This is a genomic window from Knoellia koreensis (assembly GCF_013041615.1).
Taxonomy (GTDB): domain Bacteria; phylum Actinomycetota; class Actinomycetes; order Actinomycetales; family Dermatophilaceae; genus Pedococcus; species Pedococcus koreensis.
On sequence record NZ_JABEPQ010000001.1, the window covers coordinates 1312691 to 1325918 of the forward strand.

Consider the following 13228-nt stretch of genomic DNA (forward strand, 5'->3'; position numbering starts at 1 on the left):
ACAAGCCGGTCCCGCGTTCGGGGCCGGCTTTTTGGTGCCCCGGCCTCCCGGTTCGAGGTAAAAACGCCGGTGATCCCCGGCGTTTTTACCTCGAACCAGCGGCGGGGTCAGCCGGAGAAGTGGTCCCAGCCGCGGGGCTGCTGCGGTTCGCCGTCGAGGGTGACGCCGTCCCCTTCCTCGACGCGACCGATCGGCCACCACCCGCGCGGCGGCTCACCCGCGAACGTCGCCAGCAGCGAGTGCTCCTCGCCCCCGGTGAGCACCTGCTCGAGTGCGTCGTCCCCGACCGCCCCAGCGATCGACCGGACGTGCGGCTCCAGCCCCTCGGTCGTGAGCGCCAACCGCACGCCGCTCGCCGCGGCGATGCGGTGCCCGTCGCGCAGCAGCCCGTCGCTGATGTCGATCATCGAGGTCGCGCCCGCGTCGGCCGCGTGGGCGCCTTCCGGGATTGGCGCGACCGGCCGCAGGTGGTGCGCAATGCATTCGGCGCGTATGCCGGGTGGCTGGCTCCCCGGGTCGGCTCCCGCGAGGAGCATGGCGAGTCCGGCCCCGGACCGCCCGAGCGTGCCGTAGACCGTGACCACGTCGCCCGGACGGGCGCCGCTGCGCAGCACCGGTTCCCGTCCGTCCAGGTCACCGAACGCCGTCATCGACAGCACCAGCACCCCCGGCGGCGCCGACGACAGGTCACCGCCCGCGACCGCCACACCCTGCGGCCCGGACAGGCGCGCCGACTCCCCCAGTCCCCGCGCGAACTCCAGCACCCACTCCACCGGCACCTGCGGGTCCGCCATCAGCGACACCAGCACCGCCGTCGGGGTGGCACCCATGGCGGCGACGTCGGCGAGGTTCTGGGTGAGCAGCTTGGTCGCGACGTCGGCGGGCGTCGACCACTCGTCGAGCCAGTCGAGCCCGCGCACCATCGAGTCGGTCGTCACGACCGACGCCGGCCCCGTCGCGAGGACGGCGGCGTCGTCGCCGGGACCCACCGGCATACGCGGCCCGCCCTGGAGCAGGGGAAAGATCTCGGCGAGGAGGGCACCCTCGGAGACGTCCGCGAGAGTGCGGGGGTCTGTGACCATGACTTGACCTCCTCGTGACTGGACCGGGGAGACGGGCGGGACACGGGCACGGTAGCGTCTGGCGTGGCCGCGGTGAGTGCCGCGGTCGCTATCCCGAGAGCTGAGGTGTCACGTGGTGGTCCAGGCCTACATCCTGATCCAGACCGAAGTCGGCAAGGCGGCGACCGTCGCCGAGACCATCGCCGGGATCGCCGGTGTGGTCCAGGCCGAGGACGTCACCGGGCCCTACGACGTGATCGCCCGCGTCGAGGCCAACACCGTCGACGAGCTGGGCAAGCTCGTCATCGCCAAGATCCAGGACGTGCAGGGCATCACCCGGACGCTCACCTGCACCGTCGTCCACGTCTGAGGACGTGCGCGCCGTCAGTCGGCGCGACCTCGTCGCCAGCGTCGCCGGCCTCCTCTTGATGGGGACGGCCGGCGTCGTCTTGTATTCCGCGTGGTCCGACCGGGGGGTCGAGGTCACCGTGCCGTCGTATGCCGGGTCGGGGTGCTCTTCGGTCCGGTGGCCATCGGAGGTGGCTGGGGAGAAGGCGGTGGCGACCGACCCGCGGTCGGAGCGGACGGCGGCGTGGGGGGATCCGGCGGTGATCGCCTCGTGTGGGTGGCCGGCGTTGGGGCCCACGTCGGACGAGTGCATCGATGTCGACGGGGTCTACTGGGTGGTGCAGCCGTTGTCGGACGGGGCGAAGTTCACGACGTACGGCAGGGACCCGGCGATCGTGGTGTTGGTGCCCAAGGCGTATGCGCCGGAACCGTTGCTGCTGCCCGCGTTCGCCGACGCTGCCAAGGCGTTACCCGACACCGGCCGCCGCTGCTCCTAGGCAGTCTTCGGAGCTACTTCCTCCTCGCGGCTCCGTTCTTGGTCGCCGCCGGCATCGAGGCCGCCCGACTGCGTGGCGTGGCCCTCGCCGTGACTCTTTGCTGGGGTCCGCCACTGCTCTTGGCAAGTTGGGAGACCCGTTGTGGACTCACCCCGAGGACCACCGCGATCTCGCGACCCTTGAATCCAGCGGCGGCGAGTTCCTGCACGGCCTCGCGGGACATGGCCCCCGCCTCGCGCTGCAGCGCCTCAAGGTCGCGGATCCCTTGCTTTGCCTTCGACACCTTCGCTTGGAGAGCCTTGGGCAGCTCGGGGACGACGGTCAGGTCGAAGGAGTCTTCGGCCAAGCCCAGGACGAAGGCAATCGCCTCCCGCGCATGCTCGTCCGCCTGTCCGAGCGTGCGGACCTGGGACACGGCTCCGGGCGCATCGGGTGAGGTGAGCAACCACCAACCCTCGCGCTTGAGCGCGTCGACGCGGTACGTCGGTCGGCTCATGACCGCCACCATCCTTTCCCCAACTCGGACTCCAGCTGTTTGAAGATCGTCTCTGCGAAGACGTCCGGCATGTCCGACGACGACCTGCTGATAGTGGTGCTGGTGCCTCCAACCCGAATGCCCGTGTGCCGCGTCAGCTCGTACTGCTCGAATTCAAGGCTGGCGGCCTTGGCCGCCTTCTTGATTTTCTTGATGACATCACCGCGCTTCACAGTGTAAGTCTATCCCCCATAGATGACAATGCTCTAGGGCTACTAGACGCGGGCGACAGCGATGCGTTTGGCTCGCGCGCCCCGTCTACTGCGGCCCCATGCCGCCGTCGAGCGCGATCACCGTCGACACCACGGGTGACGCGCTGAGCAACACCCCGGGGCCGTTCGTCGAGGCGCCCGAGTACCTCGGCGGCTTCTGGGTGAACCACGTGGCCGACGAGGCGACCGCCCTCGAGTAGGCTGCCAGGGCATCCAGGGCCCTTGGTGGCCGGATCGAGGTCCGCGCCTTCCAGGAGCAGCCCACCGAATAGCCAGCCTCATCCTCCATTTCGAGCCGTTCAGGAGTCGCCGGGTAGCCAGGCACGAAAGCGCGACTCGAGCTCCAACCGCCCTTCTCGCGAACTGGCGACGACATCGACGCCGCCGTCGTAGGGGATGTACAACCAGGCGAGGCTCTCAGCGCAGATCACGAACTGTCCCACGTCATCGGCAGCGGAGATGAGGACGGCATCGAGTTCTTCGCTCGTGAGACCCTCCTTGACCCAGCAGTACACCGGTGCATCGGGGTCGTCCGGCTCCTCGAAACGCCGCCACGGCCAGGCCGTTGGTAGGGCGCGCCTCGATCGCCCAGATGCCAAGTCCCGATGCGCGAAGTCCACCGCAATCACCAAGAGATTGCGGGACCCCGTCTCCCCTTGGAGTGCGGCCAAGAGGGTGCGGTGCCTCGCGAGTATCTCGGCATACTCCGCCGAGGTGTCGGCATATCGCTTCCCACCTGGCAGGCTGTGAAACCGCACCCAGCGATCGCTCTGGCCTCTGCCGACGTGCCAGGCGCGCGGCGGCACTCCACCCCAGACGCGGTCCCAGTCTTTGGTCATTTGCGCAGCGCGCTCGCTTCGTTCCGGCCGCTGAGAATCGCCCGCCAAACCCCGAAGTCGAAGAATGCGCCAACGAAGTGAATTCCTCACACCGAAGCCGATATCTCGTGTCGCGTCGGCCAGCAACGTGCGCACCTCTCTCTCCGCCACGCACGCATTGTTAGCCCAGCACGACCACGACCGCCACACCTTTGCACTCGGTGGGATCGCACCGAGATAGAGATCGCGCCCGGTGCCGAGACACCGGGCGCGACCGTCGTGCAGGACGACTGACCGTCAGGCCAGGGTGGAGGCGTCGATCACGAACCGGTACCGCACATCCGACGCGAGCACCCGCTCGTAAGCCTCGTTCACCTTGTCGGCCGAGATGACCTCGATCTCGGCGCCGATGCCGTGCTCGGCGCAGAAGTCGAGCATCTCCTGCGTCTGCGCGATCCCGCCGATCATCGAACCGGCAAACGACTTCCCGCCACCGATGAGCGAGAAAACGTTGAGGCTCAAGGGCTCTGGCGGCGCACCGACGTTGACCAGCGTGCCACCCGCGGCGAGCAGGCCGAGGTAGGCGTCGACGTCGATCGGCGCGCTCACCGTGTTGACGATGAGGTCGAACTGACCCGCAAGCTCCTCGAACGTCGCCGGGTCCGACGTCGCGTAGTAGTGGTCGGCGCCAAGCCGCAGCCCGTCCTCCTGCTTCTTGAGCGACTGCGACAGCACGGTGACCTCCGCGCCGAGCGCGTGGGCGAGCTTGACTCCCATGTGCCCGAGTCCGCCGAGGCCGACGATGGCGACCTTCTTACCGGGGCCGGCGCCCCAGTTCTTCAGCGGCGCATAGGTCGTGATCCCCGCGCACAGCAAGGGCGCCGCGGCCGCCGCGTCAATGCCGTCCGGAACCCGCAGGACGAAGTCGGCGTCGACGACGACGTGCGTCGAATACCCGCCCTGGGTCGTCGTCCCGTCACGGTCCGTCGCGGCATACGTGCCGACCATGCCCTTGAGGCAGTACTGCTCGTCGCCCTTCACGCAGTTGGCGCACTCGCCGCACGAGTTGACCATGCACCCGACACCGACGCGGTCACCGACTTGGTGGCTGCTCACGTCGCTGCCGACCTCGACGACCTTGCCGACGATCTCGTGGCCGGGCACGACCGGGAACGGCTGCGGCCCCCAGTCACCGTTCACGGTGTGGATGTCGGAGTGGCAGATGCCCGCCCACTCGATCTGGATGAGCACGTCGTTCGGCCCGACCTCGCGGCGCTCGATGACGATGGGAGCCAGCGGCTCGCCAGCCGCCGGTGCTGCATAAGCGTTGACCTGCATGGGATTTCGCTTCCTGTTGGGGTTCTTGGTTGGGTGGCTAGTGGGTCAGGCGGTGTACTCGTCGTCGGTCACGTGGTCGAGCCACGTCACGACCTGGCCGGTTTCGTCGGCCTCCTGCATGGCGACGTGCGCCATGAACCGGTCCGGCGCCGCACCGTGCCAGTGCTCCTCCCCCGGCTCGATGTAGACGACGTCGCCGGGGCGGATCTCCTGCACCTCACCACCGCGGCGCGCGACGAGTCCGATGCCGTCGGTGACATAGAGCGTCTGCCCCTTGGGGTGGCTGTGCCACGCGGTCCGCGCGCCGGGCGTGAACCGCACGTGCGCGGCGCCGATCGCCGTCTGCTCGTCGGGGTTGCGGATGCTGTCGAGGAAGACCGTGCCGGTGAACCAGTCCGCCGGTCCCGGCGCGGACTGACCACCGCTGCGGGTGAGTTTCATGGTGCGCCTCCTTCGTGAGGTGGGTTTTCAAGACACGTGGGTATGCCGCGTGCCTGGCTTGGTCTGTCGGGCGCCGGTTCGGCGCGCGGCTGGGGTTGGTGTCGTGAGGCGCTCGGCGGTCGCGAGTCGTCTCGACGGTGTGCTTCGGGTGGGACCCTGTCGCCTACGCCTTGCCGATCTTCTTCATCTCGTCGGCGAGCTCGAGCGCGCTGGCGCCGATCAGCTCGGCACGCTCGTCGTCGCCGGCTTCAACCGCGTGCCAGTAGTCGATCTTGAGCGCGACGTACCGCCGACGCAGCGCGATTTGCTTGGCCTCCTTGGCCAGTCGGTCCTTCTGTGCCGTGAGCAACTCGATCTGGTCCTGCGCTGCGGAGCAGCCGAGCGGGACGTTCGCGACGTACTTGCGCATGTCGCTCACCGACATCCCTGTCGCAGCCAGGCACGCCACCGACATCAGCCGGTCGATGTCGTCCTCGCCATAGACGCGGTGCCCGCTGCTCGCACCGCGTTCGATCGGGGCAATCACCCCGATCGACTCGTAGTACCGCAGTGTGCTGGCCGGCAGCCCCGTCAGGGCCGCCGTCTCCTTGATCGTGTACTCCCGCGAGGTCGTGTTCGCGCTCATGTGCAACAACGCTAAGAACTTCAAGTACTTGAAGTCAAAGCCTAGAAACAAACCCGCCCTCGGAAATCGGAACGAGTATCAAATTCACCGTTCTAACTTGGACTTCAGACTTGAGAAGGTGCGCACGGTTGGTGGGTGGTCTGCCACCTGTAGCCAAGGCGTGCCCTCCTGGAACTTCGTACGTTGGACGTTGCCCGGTGGGGCGGTCACCGCGAGAAGCAGGGCTTCCATCTCGCGGATGAGCAACTTGTCGGAAGCCTCCTCGATCCCAGCCCACTCGTCGTGTTTAAGCACGCCGTCTGGGTACATCTCTGTGTCTGAAGGACCGTCGAAAGCGAACCAGGAGAAGCGTGACCAGCGACCCCCATGCTCATCGGTCCGGTGGTCCTTTAGTCGACCTCCGATCCCCCCAAGACCGGTTGCAAGTCCGACGTAGTAGATGCCTGTGTCGCTGTATAGAACGTATACGCCCCTGGCCTTGCGGAAGTCCGCGATCTGGATCGTCGAAGCGTTGAGGCCTTGCCGCCCGAGCAGTCGCCAGCTGTATGCGTTCCAGTCGACCAGCGAGGCGTCCCAGAAGACCCCGTAAGCACCTACCAGCATCGTGGCTCCCCTCCTTGAGGCCCCTACTGTAATGAAGCATGAGAGCCACCAGGTGGCTCTTAGTTCACAGTAACAACTCAGGAACTCGAATCGCTTCACAAATGCGTTCATCGGTGCGGCCGTCGTGACCCGCCTGACGAACCGCTAACGGAGTCCCACGGGGCGGGTCAGGGCGAGCTGGATCAGCTCATCGATCAGGTCGGGATAGCTCAGCCCGGTGGCTTCCCACATCATCGAGTACATCGACCGCGGCGTGAACCCGGGCATCGTGTTGATCTCGTTGATGATCACGTCACCGGTGTCGGTGTAGAAGCAGTCGACCCGCGCCAGCCCCTCACACCCCAGCGACTCAAAGGCCGCCCCCGCCAGACGCTGCACCTCCGCCGAGACCGCCGGCGGCACCTCCGCCGGGCACGACAAGACTGCCCCGTCGTCCAGGTACTTCGCCTCGAAGTCGTAGAACTCGTGCCCGCTCCCCGCCTGCACGGCGATCTCGCCGACATGCGACACCCGCGGCCCGTCGACACCGCGTCCCTGCAGCACCGCGCACTCGATCTCGCGCCCGGCGATCCCCTGCTCGACGATCACCTTCCGGTCGTGCTGCCGGGCGAACTCGATCGCCGCCTCGAGCCCCCCAGGCGTTTCGACCTTGGTGATCCCCATGCTCGACCCCGCCCGCGCCGGCTTGACGAACACCGGGTACTTGAGCGCCCCCACGGCCTCCATCGCCGCGGCTGGATCCCGCTGCCACTCGCGATCGGTGATCACGGCATACGGCCCGACGGGGAGCCCCGCCCCCGCAAACAGGACCTTCATGTAGTGCTTGTCCATCCCCGCCGCCGACGCGAACACGCCCGATCCGACGTAGCGGATGTCCGCGAGCTCGAGCATGCCCTGGATGGTGCCGTCCTCGCCAAAAGGCCCGTGTAGCAACGGAAAGACGACGTCGACCTCACCAATCACGTCCGGCACCGAACCCGGCGACAGCGTCGTCAGTGTCCGCTCGGTCGTCGCCATCGGCACGACGACGCCGGCTCCCGAGTCCGCCCCGACCTCCGGCGTGTGCCCCGAGGTCAGCTCCAGCCGCGACGGGTCTCCGTCGGTCAGCACCCAGTGCCCGTCGCGCGAGATGCCGATCGGGATCACGTCGTACTTGTCGCGGTCGATCGCGCGCATCACCCCGGCCGCGGTCGCGCACGACACGGCGTGCTCGGACGAGCGGCCGCCGAAGACGATGGCGACGCGCACCTTGCCGTCGGTGCGCACGGGCTGGGGCGAGTTCTCAGTGGTCATCGCCGCCGAGCGTATCCCGACCTGCGACCTCACCCCGGCCACGGCACGCCCCGCCCCTACGCTGGCCCGGTGAGCACGCACGACCTCCCCGAGGACCTCTCCCCCGCCACCCGCGTCGTCGCCCTGGGCCGCCCGCCGCGCGACCCGGGCGCCCCGGTCAACCCCTCCATCGAGCTGACGTCGACGTATGCCGCGGACGGCGCCGTGGGTTACGCCCGCGCCGGGAACCCGACGTGGCTGGCGTTTGAAGAGGCACTCGGCTCACTCGAGGGCGGCGACGCGCTCGTCTTCTCCTCCGGCATGGCCGCCGTCACCGCCGCCCTGTCGTTGGCACCCCACGGGACGCCCATCGTCGCCAGCAAGACGGCATACAACGGCACCGTCGCCCGGCTGCTCGACGCGAAAGCCGACGGTTCGCACGAAGTCCGCTGGGTCGACCTAACCGACACCGACGCCGTCATCGCGGCCCTGCCCGGCGCCGCGCTCGTCTGGCTCGAGTCGCCGAGTAACCCGCTGCTCGAGGTCGCCGACCTGCCCGCCCTGGCCGCGGCTGCGCGCGCCCACGGCGTGATCTCGGTGTGCGACAACACGTTTGCCACTCCCCTGGGCCAGCGACCGCTCGAGTTCGGCGTCGGCGTCGTCGTCCACTCGGTCACGAAGTACCTCAGCGGCCACAGCGACCTCATCCTCGGCGCCACCGTCACCGCGGCCACCGACGCCGGGCGGGCCCTCCGCGATCGCCTCGCGCACCAACGACTTCTGGGTGGCGCCATCGCCGGCCCGGTCGAGACATGGCTGGCCCTGCGTGGCCTGCGCACCTTGGCGATCCGGCTCGAACGAGCCAGCGCGAATGCCGCGGAGCTCGCCTCGCGTCTCGACGGCCACTCCGCGGTGGCGCGGCTTCGATACCCCGGGTTCGGGGCGATGGTCTCGATCGAGGTGGCCGGTGACGCCGACGCGGCCGAGCGGGTCACCGGTGCGGTGCGGCTGTGGAGCCACTCGACCAGCCTCGGCGGTGTGGAGTCCCAGATCGAACGCCGCCGCCGGCACGAGCTCGAGCCCGAGACGACCCCCGACAACCTGCTGCGCCTCTCCGTCGGCATCGAGGACGTCGACGACCTCTGGCGCGACCTCGACCGAGCCCTGGGCCAGGCCTGACCGGCGCGCTCCTGCACGTCCGCGCTCCGGTGACGCTGCGGCATACCCCGGCGTCTGGCGACTTCACACGGGAAGCTTGAGGTTCGCTCGGGTCAGTAGCCCGAGCGAAGCTGCATTTCCCGCTTGACGCGGAAAAGCTGAGGCGCGCGGGTCAGTCGGTCTCGTTCTTGAGCTCGCGGAGCATGAGGGCGCCGACGACGTCCTTGGGGGCACGTCCGTCGTGCACGACCGCGGCCACCTGCTCGATGATCGGCACCCTGACCCCGTGATCCTCGGCAAGCTGGAGGATCGACTCGCACGACTTCACACCCTCGGCGGTCTGCTTGGTCACCGCCACGACCTCCTCAACCGACATCCCGCGCCCCAGGTTCAAGCCAAAGGTCCGGTTCCGCGACAGCGGCGACATGCACGTGGCGATCAAGTCACCGACGCCCGCCAGCCCCGCAAATGTCATCTGGTCCGCCCCCAACGCCATCCCGAGCCGGGTCGTCTCGGCCAGGCCGCGCGTGATGATCGACGCCTTGGAGTTGTCGCCCATCCCGAGCCCCTCGGCCATGCCGACCGCGAGCGCGATGACGTTCTTGACCGCCCCCGACAGCTCCGTGCCCACCACATCGGTGTTCGTGTACGGCCGGAAGTACGGCGGGTTCGACGCCTTGGCCACCAGCTCGGCCACGGACTCGTCGACGCACGCAGCCACACTGGCCGCCGGCTGCTTCTGGGCGATCTCCTTGGCCAGGTTCGGACCCGACAGCACCACGATCCGCTCCGGCGCCACCCCCCCGACCTCGGCGATGACCTCGCTCATCCGCTTGGTCGTCCCGAGTTCGACGCCCTTCATGAGCGACACCACCGCGGCCGACGACGGAATCACCGAGCCCCAGTCCGTCAGGTTCGCCCGCAGCGTCTGCGACGGCACCGCCAGCACCACGATGTCTGCACCGGCCGCTGCCTCGGCAGGATCCGTCGTCGCCGAGATCCCTTGCGGCAGAGGGATACCCGGCAGGTAGTCCTCGTTCGACCCGGCGTTGACCTGGTCGACGACCTCCTGCCGACGCCCCCACATGCGAACGTCGGTGCCCCCGTCAGCCAGCACCGCGGCATACGCCGTGCCCCACGAGCCCGTCCCGAAGACCGCCGCGGTCGTCACGACGCCTCCTTCTGGCCACGCGCCTGCTTGCGGAAGTTCCCCGTCTCCGACACCCCCGCCTTGCGCGGGTCGAACCGCTCGGCCGGCGCCTTCTCACCACGGATCTCCTCGAGCTGCGCGGTGAGCGCGGCCATGATCCGCGCCGTCGCCTCGCGCAGCAGCGCGGCCGTGACCGGCTGGTCGTAGAGGTCGCTGAGGTCGACCGGCCGTCCGGCCGTCACCTGCATCGTCTTGCGCGGCAGGAAGCCGACCTTCTTCGAGTACGGCGCCAGCAGCTTCTCCGGACCCCACTGCGCGACGGGGATCACCGGGCACTTGGTCGCCAGCGCGATCCGCGCCGCACCGGTCTTGCCCACCATCGGCCACAGGTCCGGGTCGCGCGTCAGCGTCCCCTCCGGGTAGACGCCGACGGCCTTGCCCTCCTGCACCGCCGCCACCGCCGCGCGGAACGCATCGGCCGCCTGCCCCGTGTTGCGGTAGACCGGGATCTGCTGCGCCCCCCGCAGGATCGCCCCCAGCACCGGCACCCGGAACACGCCCTCCTTGCCCAGGAAGAACGGCGGCCGCCCGTTGTCGACCATGAAGTGCGCGAAAACGATCGGGTCGGTGTACGACAGGTGGTTCGGCGTCGCCACGAACCCACCCGTCTTCGGCAGGTTCTCGGCCCCGTGCCAGTCGCGCTTGGTCAGCACCATGAGGATCGGCCGCAGGATCGCGACGACAGCCCGATAGGCGAACGGCAGGTCTCGGCGGCCGGGGGATGCCACGTGGTCTCCATCTCGAGCGGGTCGGGTGCCTGAGCATCCTCGCGGTTCGCCGGGGTCGGTGTCGAGCAGGCCCGCCACGGCTGGGACGATCGGACGCGATGACCAGCGACCAGCCGTGGCACCTCGTCGTGCCCGTCAAGGGCGGCAACGGCGCCAAGTCGCGCCTCCAGCCGCCCGAGGGCGTGGACCGCGCGGCACTTGCGTTGGCGTTCGCTGCAGACTGCCTTGCGGCAGTCGTCTCCGGTATGCCGCGTGGCCGGGTCTTCGTCGTGACCTCCCATCCCGACGCGGTGGCGTTGGCCGCGGGACTCGGCGCCCGGGTCGTCGCGGACCCCGGCGGCGGGCTCAATGCTGCGGTCGCAGCCGGTCGCGATGCCGCCCTCGCCTCGGGCGCCCCGCTTGCGTCTGCGTCAACGGTTGCCATAGCCACCACTCACGCAGACGCAAGCAGTCCGGTGCCGGTTGCGTTCCTGCTGGGTGACCTGCCGGCGCTGCGACCCGGAGACCTGACGGAGGCACTCCCTGCCGCCGCGGCATACCCCCTCGCCTTTGTCCCCGACGCCGACGGCACCGGCACGGTCCTGCTCACGGCGACCGACGGCCGGCAGCTGGAGCCGCGCTTCGGCGAGGGCTCGGCTGCGCGGCACGAGGCGGCGGGGCACACCCGGCTCGACCTCGACCTGCCCCGGCTGCGCACCGACGTCGACGACTCCGGCGACCTCGAGCACGCCCTCGCCCTCGGGGTGGGCCCGGCGACGGCCGCGATCCTGGCCCGGCGCGCGCACTAGGGTGACGGCCATGCAGGCGAGCGTGCACACCTTCGACGACGAGACCGGCGCCGGGTCGGTGCTGCTCGACGACGGGCGTGAGGTGCCGTTCAGCGCCGAGGTGTTCGCGGCCAGCGCGCTGCGGCACGTCCGCCCCGGTCAGCGGATCAGCATCGACCTCGCCGATCCCGGCCCGGAAACCGGCGACGACGCCCGCGGCACCATCACCAAGCTCTGGATCGTCGGCATCGGCGACGACCAGACCATCGGCTGACCCCTCCGCAACCTGAGCGCGTCAGCCGACCTCGTAGTCGGCGCCGAGCGCGTCGAGCTTGTCGCTGAACCGCTCGTAGCCGCGGTAGATCAGCTCGATGCCGTGCACCTTCGACTGCCCCTCGGCGGCGAGCGCCGCGATGAGGTAGCTGAACCCGCCCCGCAGGTCGGGCACGGTGATCTCCGCGCCCTTCAGCGGCGTGGGGCCCGAGATCACGGCCGAGTGCAGGAAGTTCGCCCGCCCGAACCGGCACGGCGACCCGCCGAGGCACTCGCGGTAGAGCTGGATGACCGCACCCATCTCCCCCAGGGCTTCGGTGAACCCGAGCCGGTTCTCGTAGACCGTCTCGTGGACGATCGACAGGCCACCGGTCTGGGTCAGCGCGACGACCAGCGGCTGCTGCCAGTCGGTCATGAAGCCGGGGTGCACGTCGGTCTCGAGCACCAGCGAGGACAGCTGGTCGCCGGTGTGCCAGAAGCGGATGCCCTCGTCGTCGATGTCGAACTGGCCACCGATCTTCCGGAACACGTTGAGGAACGGCATCATCGCCTGCTGCTGCGCGCCCCGGACGTAGATGTCGCCCTTGGTCGCGAGCGCCGCGCAGGCCCACGAGCCGGCCTCGATGCGGTCCGGGATCGCCAGGTGGTCGTAGCCGCCCAGCCGGTCGACGCCCTCGATCTTGATGACGCGGTCGGTCTCGACCGAGATGATCGCGCCCATCTTCTGCAGGATCGCGATGAGGTCGAGGATCTCGGGCTCGACGGCGGCGTTGCGCAGCTCGGTGACGCCCTTGGCCCGCACCGCCGTCAGCAGCACCTGCTCCGTGGCGCCGACGCTGGGGTAGGGCAGCTTGATCCGGGTGCCGCTGAGGCCGTTGGGCGCGGTCAGCCGCAGGCCCTCGGGCCGCTTCTGGACGTCGGCGCCGAACTCGCGCAGCACGTCGAGGTGGTAGTTGATCGGGCGGTCACCGATGCGGCAGCCACCGAGGTCGGGGATGAACGCCTCCCCCAGCCGGTGCAGTAGCGGCCCGCACAGCAGCACGGGTACCCGGGAGGTGCCGGCGTGGGCGTCGATGTCGGCGACGTGCGCCTGCTCGACGTTGGTGGGGTCGAGCAGCAGCTCGCCGTCGCGGTCGGTCGAGTCGATCTTGACGCCGTGCAGCTCGAGCAGGCCGGAGACGATCTTGACGTCGGAGATCTCGGGGACGCCGCGCAGGCGGCAGCGGTCCTCGGCGAGCAGCGCGGCGACCATCGCCTTGGAGACGAGGTTCTTGGCGCCGCGCACCTCGATGTCGCCCACCAGGGGGGAACCGCCGTTGACGGTGAGGATGTTGGCCATGGG

18 protein-coding genes are annotated in these 13228 nt (G+C 69.3%); 6 read left to right on the forward strand and 12 right to left on the reverse strand.

Annotated elements, in window-relative coordinates; all coding sequences use genetic code 11:
- Positions 1–107 precede the first annotated feature (107 nt).
- Positions 108–1082, reverse strand: a complete 975-nt coding sequence (thiL, locus tag HJG52_RS06415; protein ID WP_171242636.1) for a thiamine-phosphate kinase — start codon at positions 1080–1082, stop codon at positions 108–110.
- Between the two features lie 115 nt (positions 1083–1197).
- Here thiL and HJG52_RS06420 point away from each other — a divergent pair, with 115 nt between their 5' ends.
- Together HJG52_RS06420 and HJG52_RS21225 are read left to right on the forward strand one after the other, a co-directional pair.
- Positions 1198–1431, forward strand: coding sequence for an Lrp/AsnC ligand binding domain-containing protein (locus HJG52_RS06420; protein WP_171243124.1), 234 nt, complete (start codon positions 1198–1200; stop codon positions 1429–1431).
- Positions 1432–1435: 4 nt separating this feature from the next.
- Complete coding sequence (locus HJG52_RS21225; protein WP_346767597.1) at positions 1436–1906, forward strand: DUF3515 family protein; 471 nt, start codon at positions 1436–1438, stop codon at positions 1904–1906.
- A 13-nt stretch (positions 1907–1919) separates the two neighbouring features.
- Here the strand turns inward: HJG52_RS21225 and HJG52_RS06430 are convergent, their stop codons facing one another.
- Positions 1920–2402 carry a type II toxin-antitoxin system HicB family antitoxin gene (locus HJG52_RS06430; RefSeq protein ID WP_171242637.1) on the reverse strand — a complete coding sequence of 161 codons (483 nt, stop codon included), beginning with the start codon at positions 2400–2402 and terminating at the stop codon, positions 1920–1922.
- Positions 2399–2614, reverse strand: a complete 216-nt coding sequence (locus HJG52_RS06435) for a ribonuclease PH (RefSeq protein WP_171242638.1) — start codon at positions 2612–2614, stop codon at positions 2399–2401. The genes HJG52_RS06430 and HJG52_RS06435 overlap by 4 nt, the downstream gene beginning before the upstream one ends.
- Before the next feature lie 98 nt (positions 2615–2712).
- Between HJG52_RS06435 and HJG52_RS06440 the strand changes: the two genes are divergently transcribed.
- Positions 2713–2853, forward strand: coding sequence for a YciI family protein (locus HJG52_RS06440; RefSeq protein WP_171242639.1), 141 nt, complete (start codon positions 2713–2715; stop codon positions 2851–2853).
- 99 nt (positions 2854–2952) lie between these two features.
- Here the strand turns inward: HJG52_RS06440 and HJG52_RS06445 are convergent, their stop codons facing one another.
- The 6 genes from HJG52_RS06445 to HJG52_RS06470 all read right to left on the reverse strand — a co-directional run bounded on the left by HJG52_RS06445 (position 2953) and on the right by HJG52_RS06470 (position 7771).
- Positions 2953–3642 carry a DUF3885 domain-containing protein gene (locus tag HJG52_RS06445; protein WP_171242640.1) on the reverse strand — a complete coding sequence of 230 codons (690 nt, stop codon included), beginning with the start codon at positions 3640–3642 and terminating at the stop codon, positions 2953–2955.
- Positions 3643–3768: 126 nt separating this feature from the next.
- The gene (locus HJG52_RS06450; protein ID WP_171242641.1) at positions 3769–4809 is read right to left on the reverse strand and encodes an NAD(P)-dependent alcohol dehydrogenase; all 1041 of its coding nucleotides are present in this window, start codon (positions 4807–4809) and stop codon (positions 3769–3771) included.
- A 45-nt stretch (positions 4810–4854) separates the two neighbouring features.
- Positions 4855–5250, reverse strand: a complete 396-nt coding sequence (locus HJG52_RS06455) for a (R)-mandelonitrile lyase (RefSeq protein ID WP_171242642.1) — start codon at positions 5248–5250, stop codon at positions 4855–4857.
- Positions 5251–5413: 163 nt separating this feature from the next.
- A complete protein-coding gene (locus HJG52_RS06460) occupies positions 5414–5875 on the reverse strand; it encodes a MerR family transcriptional regulator (protein ID WP_171242643.1) in 462 nt (153 codons plus the stop codon).
- 84 nt (positions 5876–5959) lie between these two features.
- Positions 5960–6478, reverse strand: a complete 519-nt coding sequence (locus HJG52_RS06465; protein ID WP_171242644.1) for a GIY-YIG nuclease family protein — start codon at positions 6476–6478, stop codon at positions 5960–5962.
- A 144-nt stretch (positions 6479–6622) separates the two neighbouring features.
- Positions 6623–7771 carry a D-alanine--D-alanine ligase family protein gene (locus HJG52_RS06470; RefSeq protein ID WP_171242645.1) on the reverse strand — a complete coding sequence of 383 codons (1149 nt, stop codon included), beginning with the start codon at positions 7769–7771 and terminating at the stop codon, positions 6623–6625.
- A 69-nt stretch (positions 7772–7840) separates the two neighbouring features.
- On the opposite strand from HJG52_RS06470, the gene HJG52_RS06475 reads away from it, so the two are divergent.
- Positions 7841–8929 (forward strand): aminotransferase class I/II-fold pyridoxal phosphate-dependent enzyme, encoded by a 1089-nt coding sequence (locus HJG52_RS06475; protein ID WP_171242646.1) that lies wholly within the window; start codon positions 7841–7843, stop codon positions 8927–8929.
- Positions 8930–9080: 151 nt separating this feature from the next.
- Here the strand turns inward: HJG52_RS06475 and HJG52_RS06480 are convergent, their stop codons facing one another.
- The gene (locus tag HJG52_RS06480; RefSeq protein WP_171242647.1) at positions 9081–10079 is read right to left on the reverse strand and encodes an NAD(P)H-dependent glycerol-3-phosphate dehydrogenase; all 999 of its coding nucleotides are present in this window, start codon (positions 10077–10079) and stop codon (positions 9081–9083) included.
- A complete protein-coding gene (locus HJG52_RS06485; protein ID WP_346767598.1) occupies positions 10076–10846 on the reverse strand; it encodes a lysophospholipid acyltransferase family protein in 771 nt (256 codons plus the stop codon). The genes HJG52_RS06480 and HJG52_RS06485 overlap by 4 nt, the downstream gene beginning before the upstream one ends.
- Before the next feature lie 98 nt (positions 10847–10944).
- On the opposite strand from HJG52_RS06485, the gene HJG52_RS06490 reads away from it, so the two are divergent.
- Together HJG52_RS06490 and HJG52_RS06495 are read left to right on the forward strand one after the other, a co-directional pair.
- Positions 10945–11634 carry a CofC family guanylyltransferase gene (locus HJG52_RS06490; RefSeq protein WP_171242648.1) on the forward strand — a complete coding sequence of 230 codons (690 nt, stop codon included), beginning with the start codon at positions 10945–10947 and terminating at the stop codon, positions 11632–11634.
- A 10-nt stretch (positions 11635–11644) separates the two neighbouring features.
- Positions 11645–11887 carry a hypothetical protein gene (locus HJG52_RS06495; protein WP_171242649.1) on the forward strand — a complete coding sequence of 81 codons (243 nt, stop codon included), beginning with the start codon at positions 11645–11647 and terminating at the stop codon, positions 11885–11887.
- Positions 11888–11908: 21 nt separating this feature from the next.
- Here HJG52_RS06495 and murA read toward each other — a convergent pair whose 3' ends face one another.
- A complete protein-coding gene (gene murA / locus HJG52_RS06500) occupies positions 11909–13225 on the reverse strand; it encodes a UDP-N-acetylglucosamine 1-carboxyvinyltransferase (protein ID WP_171242650.1) in 1317 nt (438 codons plus the stop codon).
- Between the last annotated feature and the right edge of the window lie 3 nt (positions 13226–13228).

Excerpts from the sequence above, each read along its gene's own strand:
- thiL (WP_171242636.1), bottom strand. The coding sequence starts at position 1,082 with ATGGTCACAGACCCCCGCACTCTCGCGGACGTCTCCGAGGGTGCCCTC.
- HJG52_RS06430 (WP_171242637.1), bottom strand. The coding sequence starts at position 2,402 with ATGAGCCGACCGACGTACCGCGTCGACGCGCTCAAGCGCGAGGGTTGG.
- HJG52_RS06440 (WP_171242639.1), top strand. The coding sequence starts at position 2,713 with ATGCCGCCGTCGAGCGCGATCACCGTCGACACCACGGGTGACGCGCTG.
- HJG52_RS06450 (WP_171242641.1), bottom strand. The coding sequence starts at position 4,809 with ATGCAGGTCAACGCTTATGCAGCACCGGCGGCTGGCGAGCCGCTGGCT.
- HJG52_RS06455 (WP_171242642.1), bottom strand. The coding sequence starts at position 5,250 with ATGAAACTCACCCGCAGCGGTGGTCAGTCCGCGCCGGGACCGGCGGAC.
- HJG52_RS06460 (WP_171242643.1), bottom strand. The coding sequence starts at position 5,875 with ATGAGCGCGAACACGACCTCGCGGGAGTACACGATCAAGGAGACGGCG.
- HJG52_RS06465 (WP_171242644.1), bottom strand. The coding sequence starts at position 6,478 with ATGCTGGTAGGTGCTTACGGGGTCTTCTGGGACGCCTCGCTGGTCGAC.
- HJG52_RS06470 (WP_171242645.1), bottom strand. The coding sequence starts at position 7,771 with ATGACCACTGAGAACTCGCCCCAGCCCGTGCGCACCGACGGCAAGGTG.
- HJG52_RS06490 (WP_171242648.1), top strand. The coding sequence starts at position 10,945 with ATGACCAGCGACCAGCCGTGGCACCTCGTCGTGCCCGTCAAGGGCGGC.
- HJG52_RS06495 (WP_171242649.1), top strand. The coding sequence starts at position 11,645 with ATGCAGGCGAGCGTGCACACCTTCGACGACGAGACCGGCGCCGGGTCG.
- murA (WP_171242650.1), bottom strand. The coding sequence starts at position 13,225 with ATGGCCAACATCCTCACCGTCAACGGCGGTTCCCCCCTGGTGGGCGAC.